Source organism: Prosthecobacter fusiformis (assembly GCF_004364345.1).
GTDB lineage: Bacteria > Verrucomicrobiota > Verrucomicrobiia > Verrucomicrobiales > Verrucomicrobiaceae > Prosthecobacter > Prosthecobacter fusiformis.
This window is the reverse complement of sequence record NZ_SOCA01000002.1, coordinates 24,926-45,061: the sequence shown is the minus strand read 5'-3', so window position 1 is coordinate 45,061 and position 20,136 is coordinate 24,926. Positions and strand designations below refer to the sequence as shown.

15 protein-coding genes are annotated in these 20,136 nt (G+C 56.6%); 6 read left to right on the top strand and 9 right to left on the bottom strand.

Annotated features, from left to right (window positions below; genetic code table 11):
* Positions 1 to 115 precede the first annotated feature (115 nt).
* On the top strand, positions 116 to 1,420 hold the full coding sequence (locus EI77_RS06165; RefSeq protein ID WP_133793918.1) for an NAD(P)/FAD-dependent oxidoreductase: 1,305 nt from the start codon (positions 116 to 118) through the stop codon (positions 1,418 to 1,420).
* Positions 1,421 to 1,527: 107 nt separating this feature from the next.
* Here the strand turns inward: EI77_RS06165 and EI77_RS06160 are convergent, their stop codons facing one another.
* The 6 genes from EI77_RS06160 to EI77_RS06135 all read right to left on the bottom strand — a co-directional run bounded on the left by EI77_RS06160 (position 1,528) and on the right by EI77_RS06135 (position 11,187).
* Positions 1,528 to 4,317 carry an FG-GAP repeat protein gene (locus EI77_RS06160; RefSeq protein ID WP_133793917.1) on the bottom strand — a complete coding sequence of 930 codons (2,790 nt, stop codon included), beginning with the start codon at positions 4,315 to 4,317 and terminating at the stop codon, positions 1,528 to 1,530.
* 227 nt (positions 4,318 to 4,544) lie between these two features.
* Complete coding sequence (locus EI77_RS06155) at positions 4,545 to 6,176, bottom strand: outer membrane protein assembly factor BamB family protein (protein WP_133793916.1); 1,632 nt, start codon at positions 6,174 to 6,176, stop codon at positions 4,545 to 4,547.
* A gap of 18 nt (positions 6,177 to 6,194) precedes the next feature.
* Positions 6,195 to 6,617, bottom strand: coding sequence for a pepsin/retropepsin-like aspartic protease family protein (locus EI77_RS06150; RefSeq protein ID WP_133793915.1), 423 nt, complete (start codon positions 6,615 to 6,617; stop codon positions 6,195 to 6,197).
* Complete coding sequence (locus EI77_RS06145; protein ID WP_133793914.1) at positions 6,610 to 6,810, bottom strand: hypothetical protein; 201 nt, start codon at positions 6,808 to 6,810, stop codon at positions 6,610 to 6,612. Before EI77_RS06145 ends, EI77_RS06150 begins: the two co-directional genes overlap by 8 nt.
* A gap of 11 nt (positions 6,811 to 6,821) precedes the next feature.
* Entirely contained in the window at positions 6,822 to 9,092 is a 2,271-nt protein-coding gene (locus tag EI77_RS06140; protein WP_133793913.1) for a PQQ-like beta-propeller repeat protein, read from the bottom strand.
* Between the two features lie 628 nt (positions 9,093 to 9,720).
* On the bottom strand, positions 9,721 to 11,187 hold the full coding sequence (locus EI77_RS06135; RefSeq protein WP_133793912.1) for a DUF3482 domain-containing protein: 1,467 nt from the start codon (positions 11,185 to 11,187) through the stop codon (positions 9,721 to 9,723).
* A 252-nt stretch (positions 11,188 to 11,439) separates the two neighbouring features.
* On the opposite strand from EI77_RS06135, the gene EI77_RS06130 reads away from it, so the two are divergent.
* Complete coding sequence (locus tag EI77_RS06130) at positions 11,440 to 12,705, top strand: PQQ-dependent sugar dehydrogenase (protein ID WP_133793911.1); 1,266 nt, start codon at positions 11,440 to 11,442, stop codon at positions 12,703 to 12,705.
* 9 nt (positions 12,706 to 12,714) lie between these two features.
* Here EI77_RS06130 and EI77_RS06125 read toward each other — a convergent pair whose 3' ends face one another.
* Entirely contained in the window at positions 12,715 to 13,134 is a 420-nt protein-coding gene (locus EI77_RS06125) for a PIN domain-containing protein (protein ID WP_133793910.1), read from the bottom strand.
* The gene (locus EI77_RS06120) at positions 13,134 to 13,403 is read right to left on the bottom strand and encodes an AbrB/MazE/SpoVT family DNA-binding domain-containing protein (RefSeq protein WP_133793909.1); all 270 of its coding nucleotides are present in this window, start codon (positions 13,401 to 13,403) and stop codon (positions 13,134 to 13,136) included. Before EI77_RS06120 ends, EI77_RS06125 begins: the two co-directional genes overlap by 1 nt.
* 145 nt (positions 13,404 to 13,548) lie before the next feature.
* Here EI77_RS06120 and EI77_RS06115 point away from each other — a divergent pair, with 145 nt between their 5' ends.
* The 3 genes from EI77_RS06115 (at position 13,549) to EI77_RS06105 (ending at position 16,699) form a co-directional block, all read left to right on the top strand.
* Positions 13,549 to 14,430: an alpha/beta hydrolase gene (locus EI77_RS06115; RefSeq protein WP_133793908.1), complete on the top strand. Its 882-nt coding sequence runs from the start codon at positions 13,549 to 13,551 to the stop codon at positions 14,428 to 14,430.
* Positions 14,431 to 14,601: 171 nt separating this feature from the next.
* Positions 14,602 to 15,798 (top strand): DUF2314 domain-containing protein, encoded by a 1,197-nt coding sequence (locus EI77_RS06110; RefSeq protein WP_166647071.1) that lies wholly within the window; start codon positions 14,602 to 14,604, stop codon positions 15,796 to 15,798.
* A 124-nt stretch (positions 15,799 to 15,922) separates the two neighbouring features.
* Complete coding sequence (locus EI77_RS06105; protein ID WP_133793906.1) at positions 15,923 to 16,699, top strand: platelet-activating factor acetylhydrolase IB subunit; 777 nt, start codon at positions 15,923 to 15,925, stop codon at positions 16,697 to 16,699.
* A gap of 107 nt (positions 16,700 to 16,806) precedes the next feature.
* Here the strand turns inward: EI77_RS06105 and EI77_RS06100 are convergent, their stop codons facing one another.
* The gene (locus EI77_RS06100) at positions 16,807 to 17,829 is read right to left on the bottom strand and encodes an aspartate-semialdehyde dehydrogenase (protein WP_133793905.1); all 1,023 of its coding nucleotides are present in this window, start codon (positions 17,827 to 17,829) and stop codon (positions 16,807 to 16,809) included.
* 221 nt (positions 17,830 to 18,050) lie between these two features.
* Here EI77_RS06100 and acs point away from each other — a divergent pair, with 221 nt between their 5' ends.
* Complete coding sequence (acs, locus tag EI77_RS06095; RefSeq protein WP_345778273.1) at positions 18,051 to 19,979, top strand: acetate--CoA ligase; 1,929 nt, start codon at positions 18,051 to 18,053, stop codon at positions 19,977 to 19,979.
* Positions 19,980 to 20,136 lie beyond the last annotated feature (157 nt).

Genomic DNA, 20,136 nt, shown 5'->3' with positions numbered 1-20,136 from the left:
TGATGCTAAAAATAGTAATTTAGCATCATAGTAATGCCGTTTCAGCATGGCTAAAATCACATCTTTGCAGTTATGGCATTGCACGTTTTTAAACCTATCCGAGACTGTTTAGGCAATGCGCATAACCAAAAGCACGTTCAATTCATCCGCCAGCTTCCCTCCACTGACTCATGCCCAGTGGGATGTCATCATCATCGGCGGAGGGCCTGCGGGGTCCACCGCCGCCACGACACTCGCCCAGGCCGGAAGACGTGTGCTGGTACTGGAAAAGGCGAAGTTCCCTCGCTTCCATGTGGGGGAATCATTGCTGCCCTACAACCGCAAGATTTTTGAGGACCTGGGTGTGTGGGACAAGATCGAAACTGCCGGTTTCATGGTGAAACGTGGAGCCCAGTTTATCATGGGCAATGACAGCCGCAGCGTGCGCCTGGATTTCTCCAAAGGTTCCTTTACCGAGTACCCCCAATCGGTCCAGGTGGAGCGCTCAAAGTTTGATAATCTGCTGCTAAAGCATTCCCGTGAGCAGGGGGTAGAGGTGCGTGAAGAGTGCCTGGTCCTAGAAAACAAAATCACTGAAAAAGAGGTCAACGTCCGTTATCAGGATGCCCATGGCATGGAGCATACGGTGACGGCTTCTTTCCTGATGGATGCCAGCGGCCTGTCCAATTTCACTGGCACCCGTGAGTCTCTGCGCGAATATTATCCAGGACACAAGAAGATCGCGATCTTCGGTCATTTTGAAAATCTGGACATGCCGCAGGGTGAAGAAGATGGTGACATCCTCATTGTTAGGAGGGAGAACTCCTGGTTCTGGATGATCCCGCTGGAAAAGAATAAGACCAGTGTCGGTCTGGTGCTGGATCGTGCGGATTTCCAAAAGCTGGGACAGACACCCGAACAGGTCTATGAAGAGGCCGTGCGCAATACTCCCGCCGTGGGCAAACGCTTCATGGAGGCGGTGTCGCTTACCTCCCTGCATGTGGTGACCGATTTCTCCTACCGCAATGAGCGACTCATCTCACCCCGCGTCGTGCGCATCGGCGATGCCTCGGGTTTCATTGACCCCATTTTTTCCAGTGGGGTGCTACTGGCCATGACCAGTGGCCAGCAAGGTGCGCAGGCCGTGCATGAGGCCCTCACTTCAGGCCAGGCGATGACAAAAGGAATGAGGCGCTATGAGAAGGACAACCGAGCGCGGATCGCCCAATACTGGGAGTTCATTGAGAACTTCTACCGGAAGCATTTCGCCCAGATCTTCTTCCAACCTCATCCTCGCATGCAAATGACCTGCTCCATCAATGCAGTCCTGGCGGGCCGCACGCGGCTGTCCTTTGCGGCTTGGTGGCGGCTGCGAGTCTTTTTTATCCTGGCTTGGCTGAATAAGCGGATCCCGATAACGCCGCGCATTGAGGTGAACTGACCGGCGTGCCCCCCTTAACAAAACGGCCGGAAGTTTTTCTTCCGGCCCATTGAGGCGATGGGATGCACGACCTGTACCACGACCCCATCAGTCATGGATAGGCCGCCTCATTCAGGTTCAATTTCCGGTGCGATATCCGAAACCAAAGCCGCCAAAGGTCCGGCAATGACCTGTTTGTTGGCAAAGGTGACCACTAGGGCGACATTATTTCCGCCGACAGGGCTCCCAAGCCCCCTTCCTCCCGCACCAGTCGGATCCAGAGGGATCATGAAATCAATCGTGGTCAGAGCCGAGGTGACACTCCCTAGGCTTTGGAAGCTGCCACGACGCAGGCGCAGCCGAGGTTTCTCAAACTCTACCAGGGCATTGGACTGGGTATTCGAAGTGAGTTTCCCCGTCCACAATGCTTGGCTGCTGGCGGCATCACTGTCGGTCAGAGTCGTGATGATGGCGTAGCTGCCCGAAGTGCGGTCCACCTCCACCTTCTGAATCAGGCCGATGCGGGCTCCACCGCCATCCGGAGCAAAATCCCCTTCGCGCATTAGCAAGCGCGCACCCGATAATGCCGATGCTGCCGACGGATAATGCACCAGTACGAGATCATTGGCAGCGCTGACACCTGGACCCGAAATTTTGGCCAGCACCGTGAAACCGTAAGTCCCGCAGGTGTAACGCAAAAACGCGGCGTATTTGATGCCGGTGGCCAACTGCGGCACCTGTTTGCCTTTTTGAGCAATCAGGTTCAAAAGATTGATGCCGTTGCCCCAGAGACCTTCGTTTTCACCTGTTGGAACACCGGTCAGGCTGGCACGGATGAGGTAAGAGAAACCGCTGTTGCACTCGCCCAGGAAGGCATTGAACACGCCGCTGGTCTGGCCGCCCACATTGGGTGCCGCAGCTCCCTTGCGAGCCAGGATGAAGGTGGGTGACCCGGGACGGAATTGGACCAGGCAGGCGTTATTCGCCGCTGTCACCACGGTGCTGCCGCTGACCAGGGCTGCGGGGACGATGGCCGTGTCGCGATCCAAAGTGATGCGTGGCCCGACTTGGCCAAATTTCACCCCTGCAATCGGACTGTCCGTGCCTTCGATGACGGAGGCCACCACCGTATCACCCGGGAGACCAAACATGAGGGCGGCACTGTCATTCGCTTTCGAGACTGCCTTTGTCGGACTGCTGCGCAGCCCCACGATCATGGCAGCCATCCCCTCATTGCTGCTGTTCACCATCTGTCCCAGGCCGCCAATTGCCTCCCCACTGTCCAGCAGATTGCCCTCACTCACCAAGGTTGTGACACTCGTGCCGTTATCCATGACCCACTGCTCATCATTGTTCGCAGTGATGCCGGGGCCTTTGATTTTGGCATAAAAAGTGGTGACGCCGAAGAAGGTGTGCACAGGGTTGGTCAGGCCCGTCACCTTGGGTGCATTCGCGGAAGAATTAATGCTGTCGCCCGTACGCAGAGCCAGGTCAAAGCTGCCTCCTAGCCGGCTCCAGATGCCTGAAGTCCGTCCCCCTGAGGCACCCGTGCCGCTCACGGTCGCCTGCAGCAGGACATGGGCGTCTGGGGTGACCTGATAGGCACTGAAGCCAGCGAACGCCGTATCCGGAGCGCCGGGTGCATAGTCGCTTTTTTTGGCCAGGGTATTCACCCCCAAAGGACCGGAAAGCGCTTTGAAAAGATAAACCGCTCCTGCATTGGCGCCCATGTCATCATCCCCAGGAGAACCTATCACCGCCTGATTCCCCGAGAGCACGGCAGAGGCTCCATAAAGAGCATTCTCAGACGCATCCTGAACGCCCATGGAGCGCAGAGATGCCCCGCTGACCGTATCAAACAAAAAGGCGGTACCTGTGGCCAACCCGCGCTGAACCCCTTGGTGAGCGCTCACCAGCGCCAAGTTGCCGGAGAGCGAGACGGCACTGCCGAATTCTTCATCAGGAAGACCGATGGGGTTGGGGAATTTCTTCACGATCGTAAAGTTCAAGAAATTGATCAGATAGGCACTGCCCGAGTTGGGGAGGAGGCTCACGACTTCACTTTTCGGCGCACCGACCAGGATCAGATCTCCCTGAATGGCCACGCTGCTGCCAAAGGCATCTCCGGCCACACCATCACCGACATTGACCTTGCGCAGCCGCTGACCGCTCCTGATCTGGAACATGTACACGGTCCCTGCTTCCGCCTTGGCACCGAAGGCGTCCCTGGGCGCGCCGATCACGGCGATGTTTCCACTGAGAGCCACACTGCGGCCGAACTCATCGTTGTTGTCAGCATCCGCCGGATCGGCCTGGATCTTCCGCTCACCATTCAGAGGACCTGTCAGCAGCCTGCCGGTGATGACGTCCATGGCATAGACGCTGCCTGAATCAATGCCCAGATTCACCTGGTCATCACCTGGGGAGCCGATGAGCGCCGTGGTGCCCTCCAGGGCTACACAGAAGCCGAAGAGATCCAGGAGCCCGGCCTCCTGATCGCTCGGCACACCGACCAGCTTATTGATCTGCGTGCCCTTCTTGAGGTCAAAAACATACACCGCCCCACGGCCACTATCCGCCCCCGTGGCACCGACAATGGCGAGGTTTCCACTGACGGCCACGGAGGTACCAAAGACATCCCCCACCGCTCCATCATTGGCCAGCAGCTTGCGTAACCGCTTGCCCGTCTTCGCGTCATGCAGGTAGGCCGCGCCAGCATTGCTGCCTTTCGTGTCATCCCCTGGATCTCCCACGAGGATGAAGCGTTCAGTCATGGCCACAGACTTGCCGAAAGAAGGAGTCTGACCTGTTGCAGGTGCAGGTGAATAGATTTTCTGAATCGTAGGTTCAAGAGCTTGGAGACAGATCTGTCCGAGGAGCCCCAGGCAGCCAAAGGTGAGAAAAAGAGATTTGTTCATAGGGGGATGAAGAAAAAGTGAGGTCGAATCTTCTATGAATGGATTCTCCCTTCAGACCCTAAAGTTGGAAAATAGTGAAGATAAAAATGGAGTATGCCGCCTCCAATGATTGACGGAGCAAACAATCGGGCAAAAGGCCATGGGATGAACCATGGAAGGCTCATTCCAACAAAAAAGGCCGGAGGAAAAACCTCCGGCCCTTTATAAATGATGATGGTAAAACTGTCTTATTTAGCAGCTGCAGTCTCGATAGGCGTGCCGCCTTCTTTGAAGCAATACAGATGCGTATTGGTGGCCACATAAAGGCAGCCATTGGCAGCGACAAGACCACCGAAGAGTGGGGATGGGAATTCGATGGTGTTGAGTTCCTTCAATTCCTTGCCTTCGGCCAGGATGAAGAGTTCACCTTCTTCGTTGCCAATATACACCTTGCCATCCACGACCAGAGGGCTGGCCCAGATGTGGCCTTTGGTGTCGAATTTCCAGTATTCCTTGCCGGTCTTCGCATCCAGGCAGAACAGGCGGCCGGTATAGTCTGGGATGTAGATCAGACCGTCCTTGATGGCGGCGGTGGAGATGGAGCGCTCGATGCCTTTGAATGTCCAGACGGCCTTGCCGGACTGGTCGCCGGTGGCTTTAGGATCGATGCAGCTCAGCATACCCACGCCTTCACCGTGTTCAGGGTCCTGGCCGATGGCGACATAGATCAGGCCTTCATAAACCACCGGGGTGGCGATGATCTCGCTAGGGCCGTCGTATTCGACGTATTTGATCGGCTCGCCTGCGTCGTTTTTGCGGTATTCAGGAGGGTTGGCATCATAGCGCCAGTATTCCTTGAGGATGTCGAAGTCGTCCTTCTTTTCAGTTTCCGGGGCCATGGAATAGACCCAGCCGTCACCCGCAGCGAAGATGATCTGCGGCTTGCCGTTCACTTCGGTATAAGTCGGGCTGGACCAGGAGCAATGAAGCACGCGCTCACTGGCGACGTGGTCCATTTCACCCAGGAGGGTGCCATTTTCAGCATCCAGCATGATGAAGCTGGGGGACTGAGGGGACGGGATGTTGGTGTGGGTCCAGTCCACGCCGTTGCAGGTGGGGACGAACACCTTGCCATCCACGACGAGGGGATAACCGGCCGTGGCGTTGTGCTGGAAGACACCGAGTTCTTTATACATGTCATACACCCAGATGATGTCGGCATCCTGTGCGCCGGGTTCCACCGGGGTGAGCTTGCCGTCCTTGTCCGGAGCAGCCATGAAGGCGGCTTCTTCTTTCATGCCATCGTTGCCATTGGCCATGCCTTCGACATCCAGGCAAATGATCTGGCAGCGGTTGCCAGGAACATAAGCGCGATTACCGACGATGGTGGGGCTGGCGCAGATGCCCAGGTATTCCCAGTCATTCACCTTGCCGCTGCCCATCTTGGGAGAAACAAGCTGCCAAAGAAACTTCCCAGTCTTTTCCTCAAAGCACATGACGATGCCACGGTCACCGACGTTCTTCGGATCCCGAGGAGACTCATTGTTGGTGCCGATGTACACTTTGCCATCAGCGATGATGGGCGTGCCGTAGGTCTGGGAACCGAGCTTGGCCACCCAGAGGCAGTTCTTGGTGGTGCTCATCTCGATGTCCTCTGCGCCGGGGCCTTTGTTAGCCTCTTCAGCATTGGGGCGGAGACGTCCGGCGATCTTTGGGGCCGCTTTGGGTCCGTACTTGGTGCCGGGGCTTAATTCGACGGGCATGTTTTTTTCAGCGGAGACCATGTTGCGGGTCTTGCTGCCGCCCCATTCGGCCCAATCGGCAGCCTGGAGTGCGGTGGCACTGAATAGTGCCAGGAGGAGGGTGGTGTTTAGCTTCATGTGAGTATAAAAGGACAGTTAGAAAGGCAGATTTGAGGCAGTCTGGATCTCGAAAGAACGTTGACTGCCATGAAAGGTTACGTCGTAAAATTGGAAGAAATTCATTTGCCCTAAAATGACTGGGATGTTGTCAGATTTACTCCAGGCGAAACTCATGGGATGCGGGCTAAAGCCTGGGATTGCAATGGACAACCGGATGAGTCTAGCCTCAAAACGCGCCAGATTCCCGCCTAACGAAACTGATGGCAAGTCCTGATCCCATCGAAAACCGAGCGTAATGCCGACCGAATGTGGCAGCACGGAAACTGTCGCACCTGAGTCCAAAAGGCCATCAGCCATAATGACTGATACGGATGAGATCAACAGCACCGGACAAAATGGCAACACTCCATTTCCCTCACCTGACTTTGGTTGATAGGGAAATGAAGTTGCCTCAGACATGGTCGAACATCGAGATGTTAACTGGCATCGCCGCCGCTTGCCGGAATGCATCCAGCTCCTTGCCCTCGGGATGAGGCTGCCCGCCAGCCAAGAGTCTTTGGCGTTCTTCTTGAATCCATTGATCGATCACTGGCATATCATCCAATGATCCATCCCAGGTTTGTTCAGCAGAGGCGGGCAGTGTTGTGGGCATGAGGGTTTGGATTACTTGTTCGGAGTGATGCTCAAATTGTCCATGAACACACGCTTCTGGTTCATCTGGCTGAAGCCGAAGATGCCAGGGCTGCCCTGCTTGTGGGCTTTGGCCACCTTGGCCTCGACGGTCCAGGCCTCAGGCTCGGCCTCACCTTTGGGCCAGACTTTACCGAGTACCACGCCGCTGCCGTCTTCATTGACGTCCACGCGTGTCTTCAGGGTATACCAGGTGTTGGCGGAGACTTTGAAATTTCCTTCCACCTTCAGGCGCTCGGGGTTTGAGCTGATCTCCAGCTTGTTGGCATTGCCCCGGAGACAGATGAGGTAGCGCTGATTGATGAAGCCGATGTCTGATTTCAAACGAGCACTGCCTTCCGTGAGGACATCCGCCTGCATGGTGTAATTGGACAGATGGGAGGGGGCCACAAAGACGGTGCCGCGCTGGAAGAGAAGGCGGTCGAAGGTCTTGGCAAAGACTTTGTTTCCTTCGTATTCACGGACGTCGAATTTGAAGCGGGCACCGATCCAAGGAAGCGGCGGATAAGAGAACTTCACGCCTTCAGTCGGCTGGTCTTCATTGAGAGTGTATTCATCGAAGTTTTCCGTCAGCGGCAGGCTCTTGAGCGCACGACCACGGATGGTGCCGATGAGGCCATCGGGGCTGGTGGCCTTGAATGCACCCGCGCTTTCTTTGGCATCCGCAGCGACGACGAGCTCGCCTGCATCATTGAAGGTCGCGTCCATGGTGGCTTTCACGCGGGCGGTCGGGGGAATGAAGGATTCCCACTTCACGCCTTTGACGTCCTCGCTCACGACGAAACCGTTGGCATCCAGACTGCGGATGCGGAAGGACTGCTTGCCGCCGTTCATGATGACGACTTCGGCAGGAATGATTTGCAGACTGGTGGCTTTGCCAGCTTTCGGGATTTCAGCTACGGGAGCTTCATCCACTTTGATGCCGCTGTTAGGAATCGGGAAGCTGTAGAATTTTTCCGTGCTGGTCACATAAAGCACACCGTCACACACAGCAGGAGCGCCCAGGCACTGCCCTTCGAGCTGGATTTCCTGGACGATTTCAGCATCCGTATCGCCGGGTTTCACCACGACGAGCTTGCCTTCCATCATCGGGCAATAAAGCAGCCCGTCCACATAGAGGGGGGAGGAGTGCAGGTTGGCGTTGCTAAGCTTCTTCTTCCACTTCATCTCGCCCGTGTTGGCATCGATGCAGTTCAGCTCTCCACCATCGGTGAGCTGATAGAGGATATCCCCCACCAGGACTGGGGAGCTGCTGGTAGCTCCCAGCGGCAGGCGCCAGACTTCGGCACCTTCCAGGACAGTGCTCTCAGGTCCGGCGGCGGCGGTCAGGGTCTCTGGCAGCTTGATGGCCACCATGCGGCCTTTGTCAGAACTGTCGATGTTTTCATCCGCATGGATGGCGATGAGGTTGCCCTTATGAAGAACGGTGGAAGCATTCACGCCGTTTTTGCTGATGGGCATCTTCCAGTAGGCCTGGCCATTGCGTGTGTTCACACACACAATGTGGCCGCAGCCAGTGGTGTAATACATGACGCGTTTGCCATCGCGAGTCTCGATGACCGGTGTGGAGAAGGCACTGTCCACCGGAGGCACGATGCCGGGGCGGGACCACCAGACGAGCTCGCCGGTTTTTTTGTCGAAACCATACATGCGGTCAGCGGCAGGACCGTCAGCGCCCCAGTTGGAAAAGATGAAGTGGGTCATCACCACATCGCCTTCAATGACCGGGCTGCCCACTCGGGCGTTCGGGAATGTCAGGCGGCCATAATCTTCCATCAGCGGAATTTCGAAGACCTTCTTGCCATCCATTTCATAGCAGACAAAAACGCCAGCATTGCTCACGAGGTAGATGCGCTTTGTCTCAGGGTCCACCGTCGGTGCGCCAATGGAGTAACGGTTGTAGATGGAATCACTCAGGTAATCGGGGATCTCCACTTCCCAGATCTTTTTGCCGGTCTTGGCATCGAGGACAGTCAGCAGTTCCACCAGATCGGTGGTTTCACCGCGATAGCCCCAGAGGATGACTTTGTCCTCAAAAACGACGGGCGTGCCACGGCCGCGAGCATCGTATGTCCAGGCGGGCGTTTCGGGCAGTTTGCCAGCATCGGTGTAATGCTCAAGGCTGACACCGTTCTGCAACGGGCCGCGCCAGGTGGGCCAGTCATTGGCCTGGAGGGACAATGTCAAAAGTGATGCCGCGAGCGCGGACCACGAAGCTGTACGAGAGAAGCGATGGGTGACCATGTGAAAAATCCTGGCTGGGGGTGTGGGTGCCCAACGTCAGCGCGTCCGGCACATCTTCAATCAGATTTGCTGACTGGTTCTGGGCCTGTCTTCACGGAAATGGGGCAGAAGGAGTGAACGTGTATTGCCAAGACCATCTTTCCTCATACCGTGAAGCTTAGGCAGACGTTCAGTGCGCTTAAGTTATTGCAGTTATTCACATGAACAGTCACTTACCCACAGCCCTGTCAAGTTACTTTCTTCTAAAATTATCACAGTTTTACGGCAAAACGGCCATCTCAAATATGATAATTCATCCCGTTTTTGCAAAAAACAACCCCGTGGGTTGACGCGGAGGGGAAAACTTTTTAACCTCCAAGCGTCTGCCGAGGCTTGACCTGACAGACCGCGATGTTGCAGCTTTACCCAAGCTAAGACTTTCGTGCCACGATCCTCACTGTTGTTGGTTGCTGGATCGCCAAAACAGACCCTCCGGCTCCGCATGCCGGAGGGTCTCTTTTTTGGATAGGGCATCGTGATGCTTTATGCATCATTTAATCACTGCCTATCTTGTCCTGTCCGCGGTTCATGCTTTGCGCATGTGCATATCTTCATCGCTCCAAGAATGGGAGTAACCCCATACCTTGAGTTATGCCACGATGGTCACATCCGGATACAGACGTGCCAGAGTGCATGAGAGGAAATCTTTGACCAAAGGCAGCGCAGCCTTCGACAAGGCATCCGGCAGGATCTCTTTCTCCACACCTTCCTTCCATAGTCGGTCCACTCCATCGCTGTGTTCATCCAGCACTTGGTCCACCAGTTTGTTCCAATGCGAAGGCTCTGCACTTTCCTGCCATTCACCGCGGCCACGGCCAAAGTGGGAGACGGCGAGATACGTCAGCATAGCTAGGCGTACTTGTTCACGGAAATGTTCCCGCGACCAGTGCAAGCGCTGGTCGCCCCCGCGCACGAGGTTGTAACTTTTGATCAAAGCGTAAGCACCCAGTCCGGCAGCCAGTCCACCAAACAAAGCTCCACCACCAAAGGTCATACCGCCCATTTTTAAGTCCGCAATGAGCCCGCCCATAGCCCCGCCTGCGACACTGCCGACGACGCTCCAGATGGCCTCCGGCACTTGCTGGGGAGCATGAAAGTTATCCTTGGCCAGCGCTCCCATAGCACGCGCAGCCTCACCCTCCAGACCATGCAGACGGATGAGCGCATTCGTGGCAGCAGTGATGCGGTCGGCCAATTGCACGGCCAGCCTTTCACGGGCCTCTTGATACTCCTTGTTCAGATCCGTACGACCAATGCCCACCCGCTCCAGCAGGGTCTCATTGCGGACGGATACACCATCCACCACCGCAGCCGTCAGCAGTTCAGAAAGGACCCGGCAGGACTGGCGAAAGATATCCACATTGCGCTGATGCCACGCCCTCTTCAGGTGCTTAAAGGGTTCCTTTTTATTCTCCGGCATCAACGGTGCCAGTGATTCCATCAAGCGATCTTCCTGCACCCAGCAACGGGCGAAGGCATCCATGCGCAGCACCGACCTCACAAAGGGATAACTTTTGAGATGCTCACGCCAGGCATTCATCTCTGCAGCCTCCGTGGCAGGATCTTGCAGGGGGCCTGTTTGGTTGAGCAAAACCAGCACGGGCTTTCCTACCCAACCCAGCACCTCCATCTCCGGCGCAATGTAAGCGGCCACTTCCGGCGGCTCTGTGGCATTCACCAGATAGAGCACCACATCGGCCTCATCGCGCACATTTTTCAGCGCCTGCTGGCTGCACCAGAGCGGCTTATCAGTCAGCCTGTCCCAGCTTTGGGAGAGGAACCAGAGGACCGGATTGCGCTCGCGCTTCAGCCTTTTTAAAAGCCGGGCACTGTCTCCGAAACCGGGCGTATCCCACAACCGCAGCAGGCGAGCCTCCTCCTCCAACAATGCGTACGATTCATTGAAGAGCGTCACGTGCGCCGCATCTCGCACCTCCCCCACATCTCTGCGCAATAGAGTGCGTGCCAGCGTCGTCTTTCCCGCATTGGTGTGCGAGATGAGGCTGAGCGTAACGATATCCGAAGCTGGCGGCTCAATGCCGGGTGGGGGTGGCATGGTTTCGGGAAAGGATGTGAAACAGTCCGACCATCTTGGCAAGAAAAGCGATGAGTTCTTTTTTTATTTGCTGCGAGTCTTCTATCGGAATTGCCCCCCGGATGACCAAAGGCAGCCACGCATATATTACGTAACAACTCAATGAACGCCCCGCCACCACCTCCACTTCCTTTCAATAAATTTTAACTTCCCAGTCGCCGGAGAGGCTCAATGGCACGATCTATGCAATGTCGGATTTAACTCCCCGCTGCCATGTCCCGCTTATCCTCCCTGGCCCTGACTCCTTTTCTCCTCAGTTTCAGCGGCCTTATCCTGGCTGTGCCGGATGATCAGCCGGTGGAGATCACCCAGCCTCCGGCAGTTCCACCTTTGGAGATTCCTGAAGAAGTGCTCGGCGGCATTGGGCTGCACCATCTTAAGTTTGACCGGGAATTCGACTCGCCAGTCACGCTCGCCACCCTTCCAGAGGGCCAGGGGGAGCAAGTGATTGCTCTGCAACGGGGGGAATTTTGCGCGGTGCGACTGGATGGCAGTGGCCAGTGGCGACCATTCCTGGACTTCCGCCAGCGCATGGCTGGAATTACAATGTTTGAGGAAGGGGTGCACGGCATCGCTTTTCACCCACAGTTCGAAACCAACCGTCTTTTTTACCTGAGCTACACGCAGAATGAGCCACGCCGCACCGTCATCAGTGAGATGCGGGCCACACCTGGAGACATGCCCACCGCGCTGCCGGAGAGCGAGCGCGTCCTCCTGGAGATCCAGCAGCCCCTGGCGGACCACTGGGGTGGCCACATTCATTTTGGTCCGGATGGGCTTCTTTACATCGCCCTGGGCGATGGGGGACTGCGCAATGACCCGTATCGTCTGGCTCAAAATCCATGGGTACTGCACGGCAAGATCCTGCGCCTGGACATCAACGCCCGCACAGGCAAGCTCCCGTATGGCATCCCGGCAGACAATCCTTTTGCCAATGACCAGCTCTCCCGGCCTGAGATCTACGCGCTCGGCTTGCGCAATCCCTGGGGACTGTCCTTTGATTCGCAAACCGGGCACCTTTGGTGTGCAGATGTGGGTCAGGATTTATGGGAGGAGATCAACCTCATTAAAAAGGGTGCCAATTATGGTTGGAGCGACCGCGATGGTCCTGCGGAAACGGCATTTCATCCCGGTCCACTCCTCGCCAACACCGCTACGACAGATCCCGTGCATGCCTATACCCGCCTGAGAGGGGAGGGCATCTGCATCGTCGGTGGCTTGCTCTATCGCGGTGAAAACATGCCCGCCTTGCAAGGCACTTTTCTGTTTGCCGACTGGGGTTTTGGCACTGTCTGGGCGCTGGAAATGGATGACCTCAATGAACGCGCCACGCGCCGACTGGTGGTGCACCGCAAGCCGGATGCCATGAAGTTTAATCCCACCCTCCTGACCTCCGATGCTCAGGGTGAGCCGGTCCTGCTTTCCCAAGAAGGCAATCTTTACCGCCTGGAGTACAGTGAAGAGATCGCCTCACAGTAAAGGTGCCCATCAAGGATGCAGGATCTGCGGATCACCCGCACGATAAAAAGCCCGAAAGTGGGATTCGTTCAGCGTGTAAAACCGGGTCGCCTTCGCTTTGCGGGCTGCCACGAGATGCATGTAATCGAAGATCCCACCACCCCGCACCCCGCGTGATTCAGCCTCCCGCATCAGTCGCAGGAGTTCCGAGGGAGTGAGGGTGGTGATGCTCAAAAAAGGCATGTAATCCGTTTCGATGAGTTCGGCGGCAAACAATGGAGACATCCGAAACCCCTTTCGCCCGCCCGTGAGTGTACTGAAGGCCTCCGCCAGGCCATGTGAATACATGCCCAGTGATTCCCGGTCCATCAGTGCATCACACTCCTTGTGATACGCTTCCCCAGACACAATGGCAGCCACAAGAACAGATGTATCAATGAAGGCAGACATTATTTACGGAAGGGTGCTTCCAGGCGTTCCACCTGATCTTTTCTCATTTCGCGTACTGCCTTTGCCGCATCGAAACCTTCCCAGCCTACAATGACGCGTCGCTTTCCACGGCGCACCACTTTCACATCTTCCTCTTCCTGGCTCAGCTCCAGTTTGTCGCCCACCATGTCCAGGCGCAGTTTGGCACCCGCTTGGAGGTGCATTTTGTCCCGAAAAGGTTTGGGCAATACCAGGCGACCGGAGGAATCGAGCGTGAGCACAGCAGTCATGGCAGGGACTTTACCGTTTTTTATGCCATTTTCAATGCCATTTCGTCTGCCACCGCGTTTACCGTGATTCATGGCAATCAAAAATTGCAGATAGAACCTGCCTCCAGCTTTTGATTTAGCCACGGAATAACAAAAAACATCAGCCATGAAGATCCTGACCAGTCTCCTTCTCGCAGCCAGCCTCAGCTCCGCAGGCGCGCAGGACCCGGCAGCACCCATCTTCCGTCTCACCCGTGACATCCCCTACGCAGAGCCCGCGAATCCACGTCAGATGCTGGATGTTTACTCCCCTCTGGAAGGGGAAAAGCGGCCCGTCGTCATCTGGATTCACGGGGGTGGCTGGCAGACCGGGGACAAGATTAACATTCAGAACAAGCCTGCGGCCTTTGTCGAACAAGGTTTCGTGTTTGTCTCCATCAGCCATCGTTTTGTGCCCCAGGTGCCTATGGAAAACATTGTTCGCGACGTGGCCAAATCGGTCGCCTGGGTCCGCGCTCATATTCATGAGCATCGTGGCGATCCAGACCGGCTCTTCATCATGGGCCATTCCTCAGGTGCCCAGTTAGCCGCCCTGATCTGCACCGATGACGGATACCTGAAGGCGGAAGGCGTCCCCTTCCCTGTTATAAAAGGCTGTGTGCCTGTGGATGGGGATACCTATGACATCCCCCTGCAGATCGCCACCGCCCAGGCGCGGCGAAAAAGCCTGGGCCAACCTAACGCCAAGTTTGGCCATCCAGAAAAGTTCGGCTCGCCCGAGCTTCAGCAACGCTTCTCCGCGGTCAACCACGTCGCCAAGGGCAAACACATCCCGCCTTTCCTGATCCTGCATGTGGCCACGCATGCAGACACCACCACCCAAGCAGGCCGCCTGGCCAGCACCCTCACCGCCTCCGGCATTTCCGCCCAAACATTGGCCGTAGAAGACACCGATCACTCCCTGATCAACCGCAACCTCGGTCTGCCCAATGACACCGCCACGCCGGTGCTTTTTGAGTTCATACACAAACTTGAAAAAGAGGAGTAATACCACTTCAGCACCTCAGCTAATCTTAAATAATTACTTGGCAAGAGGTAGGTAGGAGTGCAGAAAAGAGGAATGGTTAAAACCCTGTGTTCATGGTTGTTCTCGCACCGCAACTTTGCATGTTTTTTTCTGCTTATTCATGCAGGGATCTATATAAAAACAGGCACATTATTGCACCAGCCTTGGCGTTACATCTTCGCTGGTATCGCCGTAGTTCTGAGTATCGCGCTCATCGGCCGTGCACGCTGGGCCATCCTCCCGGGAGTCATTGCCCTCAGTGTTTTCGCCCTAGCCAAAATTCAGCTCGTCTTTGACGGCAGTTTCACTTGGCGTACCCTCATTGCAGCCATCGGGCTCCTCTTCGCGGCCCGAGGGCTTTGGAAAAACCCGGATGCGAATATCTTCACTGACGATGAAAATGATGAACCGCCACCTGCGGCTCCCGAGGATATGCCGGCTCAGGACCACGACGAGAAACCGCTGATCTCTCTGGTCCAGTTGCGCTCCAGCCCCCGCTATCTCGAGCCCGAAGTCCTAGCCCACGCACTTTCAGAAGCCTGGGAACTCAAAATAACCAGCGACAAGGAGGAGTCCGAAAATGCAGATGGGTTCATCAGCCATGCAGGTCCTGTTTACATGATCATGGTGACAAAACCTGTCTTCATTTTCTTTACACTTCACAACCACGACAGTCCCTATTTTGACGATCCAGAGGAACTGGCAGAAAAGGTTAGTAACCTACGCTTCTCCGAGATCATCCGCTCTCACTCGGCTTGGCTCTCTCTGGATTTCATCCAGTCCAGCAATTCCACATTTGCTGCTGACAAGGCCTATCAAATGATTGGCAAAGCCATCGCAGCCCTGGCCGATGATCAGACGCAAGCTGTCTTCTGTCCACAGCATAACCACTTTAACCTGTGGTCTTCCGAATTGGAAAAAACTCTAACGGGGGACAATCCTCTGGGAGTCTTTAGAGAAGAAGTCAAGGCAGCCGTCATTCGTGTGCAAGGCAGCGGCTCCATGGAGGAAGCCATTCAGAAAGCCCGGCAACGCTGGCACGAGTTCGTCAGCGCATTCAATGTCCGTGAGCCTGGTGACACCCGCTTTATCATCAAAGCTCCCTTTACTAGCGATGAAGGGGACACGGAGCACATGTGGGTCGAAGTCTTCGGCGTGGAACCGGAATATGTGCACGGGCATTTGCTCAATGATCCATTCCATCATAAAAAACTGAAATCCGGTTCCCAAGTGGAAGTCCCGGTGGCCGAGGTATCCGATTGGATTTGCCCCGACGCGGATGGCAATCCGCTAGGCAACTTCACCAGCCACATTGTTCATGAAGCCGCCCGCAACAAAAGCTCCAACTGATGTGATTCTGACCACTGACGGCCGCTGATATTCCCCCCTGCCGCATTTGGCCAGATCCCTCCATGCATCTGAATCTCCATTTTAAGATTGCCGCTTTCACTGCCGCATCTCAAACTGCTCGTCCATGAAATTAACCGCCTTCGCTACCGCCACGCTTTTTGCACTCTCCCTTGCCGCTCATGCGCAGACATCTGCTCCCGCGGCCAAGGCTCCAACAACGGCCCCGGCTGCAGCGCTGCCTGTTCAGCCACCTGATGTGCCTGCCATCAAGGTAGGGCCTGATGGCAAGCCGAATGCCAGTTTCATGGCCGCCCATGACCGCTTTGTCAAAATTGCCCAGGCAGGCGATGTGGATCTGCTTTTCCTGGGAGACTCCATCACCGCTGGCTGGGGCAGGCAAAGAGCCATCTGGGAAAAATCCTTCGGCCCTTACAAACCGGCAAACTTTGGCATCGGTGGAGACCGTACCCAGCATGTCCTCTGGCGCATCCTCAATGGTGAACTTGATGGTGCCATCAAGCCTAAAGGTGTGGTCCTCATGATCGGCACCAACAACTCCGCGACTGATAGCGCAGAAGGCATCGCCAAAGGCGTCACCCTCATCGTCGAAACCATCCGTGCTAAGCAGCCGCAGGCCAAGATCTTGCTGCTCGCCGTTTTCCCACGGGGTGAAAAAGCGGAGGCCAATGATCGCCGAGTGAAGCTGAAGGAAGTCAATGCCATCATCGCCAAACTGGATGACGGCAAGAACGTCCACTACCTGGACATCGGTGATAAATTCCTCCAGGCCGATGGCACCCTCACCAAAGAAATCATGCCTGATTTCCTCCACCTGTCCGCAGCCGGTTACCAGATCTGGGCCGATGCCATCACACCCAAGCTGACTGAGCTGATGAAGTAAGTCGCCGGGCCGGTTGCGCCGTCGCAACTGGCCATTTCCATCTCACAAAAAAGCGCCCAAGGTTTTCAGCCTTGGGCGCTTTTTTAATTCGAGTCCAGTCGCTCAGCTTACAGACACTCGGCGATCTGCACCGCATTCAGCGCTGCGCCTTTCAGGAGCTGGTCACCCACCACCCAGAAGCTCAGGCCATTGCCCAGAGCGCAGTCCAGACGCAGACGGCCTACGGCGCAGTTGTCGCGTCCGGCGATGTCGAGGGCCAGCGGATACACTTTGTTGGCAGGATCATCCAGCACGTCCAGGCCAGGGGCTTTGGACAGCACTTCGCGAGCGACAGCGAGGTCCACCGGCTTCTCAAACTCGGCGCTGATGGAGATGCTGTGGCTGCGGAAGACGGGGATGCGCACGCAGGTGACGGAGGCACGGAAATCCGGGTGGTGCATGATCTTGCGCCCCTCGTTTTCCATCTTCATCTCCTCTTTCGTGTAGCCGTTTTCCAGGAAGGAATCCACATGCGGGATCGCATTGAAGGCGATCTGGTGCGGATACACATGCGGCTTGGAGTCCAGCTTGGCAGCATCCCAGGCGCGGTTTTCTGCAGCCCATTCGCGGCTCTGGTTGGCCAGTTCTTCGATGGCCTGCGCTCCCGTGCCGGACACGGCCTGATAGCTGGAGGCAAAGATGCGCTTCACACCGAAGGCCTGGTGCAGCGGATGCAGCGCCATCAGGGAGATAGCGGTGGTGCAGTTGGGATTCGCGATGATGCCCTGGTGGCCCTTCACGTCCTCCGCATTGATTTCAGGCACCACGAGGGGCACCGTCGGGTCCATGCGGAAATAGGAAGAATTGTCCACCACCACCGCACCGGCCTTCACGGCATGCGGGGCAAAATCACGCGAGATGCCGCCACCGGCGCTGAACAGTGCGATGTCCACCCCAGCAAAGCTGTCCGGTGTCAGTTCTTTAATGACCACGTCTTCACCCTTGAATTTCAACGTCTTGCCTGCACTGCGTGCGCTGGCGAGAAGGGTAAGTTGGCCGACTGGGAAGTGACGCTGTTCGAGACAGCGCAACATTTCCGCACCCACCGCTCCGGTGGCGCCGACGACTGCGACGTGCTTGAGGTTGCTCATGGTTGTTAGGTACTTGGTTGGGGGAAAGAGGGCTCGCAGGTTAGACCTTTGGCTGTGGATTGCAACACTCTGCTATTGCCAGTGCACGATTGCTGCATGTAGCCTGGAGTTTCCTGCGTTAATTCCGTCCGTTTAAACCCACCATGAGCAAAAAGAAAGCTGCCAAGCCCGCCCCGAAGAAAGCCGCTGCCAAGAAGCCTGCCGGCAAATCCCAGACGATCATGACGGAAAACCGCGTGTTCAAACCCAGCGCAGAATTTTCCAAAAAGGCCCGCGTTGGCAGCATGGCGGAATACCGCCGGATGTATGAGGAATCCATCAAGCACCCGGACAAGTTCTTCGGCCGCGAAGCCAAGGAGCTCACCTGGCAGAAGCCTTACACCAAGGTCATGGAGTGGAAGTGCCCGAACGCGAAATGGTTCCTCGGCGGCAAACTCAACGTCAGCGAAAACTGCCTGGACCGCCACCTCGTGGGGCCTAACAAGACCAAGGCCGCCCTCATCTGGGAAGGCGAGCCCGGGGAAAAACGCGTGCTCACTTATCAGCAGCTCCATCGTGAGGTCTGCCGCTTCGCCAATGTGCTGAAGCGCAACAAGGTCAAAAAGGGAGACCGCGTGATGATCTACCTGCCGATGATCCCGGAGGCCGCCATCGCCATGCTGGCCTGTACCCGCATCGGTGCCATTCACAGTGTGGTCTTCGGCGGATTCAGCGCGGAAAGCATCAAGGACCGCGTCATTGACTGCGGGGCCAAAATTGTCATCACCTCCGATGGCGGCTACCGCCGCGGTGCAGTCGTCCCCCTCAAGAAGAATGTGGACGATGCCCTCAAGGGCAACGACACCCCGGTAGAGACCGTCATCGTCTTCCGCCGCACCGGCCAGGATGTGCACATCGAGCAGGGCCGCGACGTCTGGTGGCACCGCGAGCTGGAATACGTGGACGCGCATTGCGCCGCCGCCGTGATGGACTCCGAGTCCCCTCTCTTCATCCTTTATACCAGCGGCAGCACCGGCAAGCCCAAAGGCATCCTGCACAGCACCGCCGGCTACCTGCTGCACGCCCAAATGACCTGCAAATACGTCTTCGACCTGCGCGATGACGATGTTTACTGGTGCACCGCCGATGTCGGCTGGGTCACCGGTCACAGCTACATGGTCTATGGTCCCCTCTCCCTCGGTGCCACCTCCCTCATGTATGAAGGCGCACCGAACTGGCCGGAAAACGACCGTTTCTGGAGGATCATCGAAGAATACGCCGTCACCGTGTTCTACACCGCCCCTACCGCCATCCGCGCCTTTATGAAGTGGGGTGATGAGTGGCTGAAAAAGCACGATCTTTCCAGCCTGCGCCTGCTTGGCACCGTGGGTGAGCCGATCAACCCTGAAGCCTGGATGTGGTACCACACCCAGGTGGGTAGCAGCAAGTGCCCCATCGTGGACACCTGGTGGCAGACCGAAACCGGCGGCCACATGATCACCCCCATCCCGGGAGCTACGCCGACCAAACCCGGCACCGCCACCCTGCCCTTCTTCGGCGTGGATGTCGGCATCGTGGACGATCTCGGCCAGGAAGTCGGCAAGGATGAACAGGGCAAGCTCGTCATCCGCAAACCGTGGCCCTCCATGCTGCGAGGCATCTGGGGCGATAAAAAACGCTATCAGGAAACTTACTGGAACGACTTTGACGGCTGGTATTTCGCCGGTGACGGAGCCCGCCGTGACAAGGACGGTTACATCTGGATCATTGGCCGCATTGATGACGTCCTCAACGTCGCCGGTCACCGCCTCGGCACTGCCGAAGTGGAAAGCGCCCTCGTCTCTCACCCTTCCGTCGCTGAGGCTGCCGTTGTCGGCCGTCCGGATGAAATGAAGGGCCAGGGCGTCGTCTGCTTCGTCACCGTCAAAGAAGGCATCGCCACCGGTCGCGACCTCGCCGACGAGCTCAAGAAGCACGTCCGCAAAGTCATCGGCCCCGTGGCCACACCGGATGAAGTTCGTTTCGCCGCCGCCCTGCCGAAGACCCGCTCCGGCAAGATCATGCGCCGCCTGCTCAAGCAGATCGCCGCAGGCGAAGTCATCAAGGGGGACACCACCACCCTGGAAGACCTCAGCGTCATCGCCCAGCTTGCCGCCAGCGGAGAAGATTAATCTTCATCCACACTTCATGTTAGTCCAAAACCCGCGCAGGCCACTGCGCGGGTTTTTTCTTGCCCGGTAAGCATGAGCTCCTGAAGTACCGCTCTTCAGCGATGACAAAACGACTTTTTGGAGGCGGATGAGGCGCTTCTGATTCAGGGTGGGTGCA

Coding starts and splice junctions, on each gene's coding strand:
- EI77_RS06130 (WP_133793911.1), top strand. CDS start 11,440: ATGTCCCGCTTATCCTCCCTGGCCCTGACTCCTTTTCTCCTCAGTTTC.
- EI77_RS06120 (WP_133793909.1), bottom strand. CDS start 13,403: ATGACTGCTGTGCTCACGCTCGATTCCTCCGGTCGCCTGGTATTGCCC.
- EI77_RS06100 (WP_133793905.1), bottom strand. CDS start 17,829: ATGAGCAACCTCAAGCACGTCGCAGTCGTCGGCGCCACCGGAGCGGTG.
- EI77_RS06125 (WP_133793910.1), bottom strand. CDS start 13,134: ATGTCTGCCTTCATTGATACATCTGTTCTTGTGGCTGCCATTGTGTCT.
- acs (WP_345778273.1), top strand. CDS start 18,051: ATGACGGAAAACCGCGTGTTCAAACCCAGCGCAGAATTTTCCAAAAAG.
- EI77_RS06105 (WP_133793906.1), top strand. CDS start 15,923: ATGAAATTAACCGCCTTCGCTACCGCCACGCTTTTTGCACTCTCCCTT.
- EI77_RS06115 (WP_133793908.1), top strand. CDS start 13,549: ATGAAGATCCTGACCAGTCTCCTTCTCGCAGCCAGCCTCAGCTCCGCA.
- EI77_RS06155 (WP_133793916.1), bottom strand. CDS start 6,176: ATGAAGCTAAACACCACCCTCCTCCTGGCACTATTCAGTGCCACCGCA.
- EI77_RS06140 (WP_133793913.1), bottom strand. CDS start 9,092: ATGGTCACCCATCGCTTCTCTCGTACAGCTTCGTGGTCCGCGCTCGCG.
- EI77_RS06145 (WP_133793914.1), bottom strand. CDS start 6,810: ATGCCCACAACACTGCCCGCCTCTGCTGAACAAACCTGGGATGGATCA.
- EI77_RS06135 (WP_133793912.1), bottom strand. CDS start 11,187: ATGCCACCCCCACCCGGCATTGAGCCGCCAGCTTCGGATATCGTTACG.
- EI77_RS06160 (WP_133793917.1), bottom strand. CDS start 4,317: ATGAACAAATCTCTTTTTCTCACCTTTGGCTGCCTGGGGCTCCTCGGA.
- EI77_RS06165 (WP_133793918.1), top strand. CDS start 116: ATGCGCATAACCAAAAGCACGTTCAATTCATCCGCCAGCTTCCCTCCA.
- EI77_RS06150 (WP_133793915.1), bottom strand. CDS start 6,617: ATGTCTGAGGCAACTTCATTTCCCTATCAACCAAAGTCAGGTGAGGGA.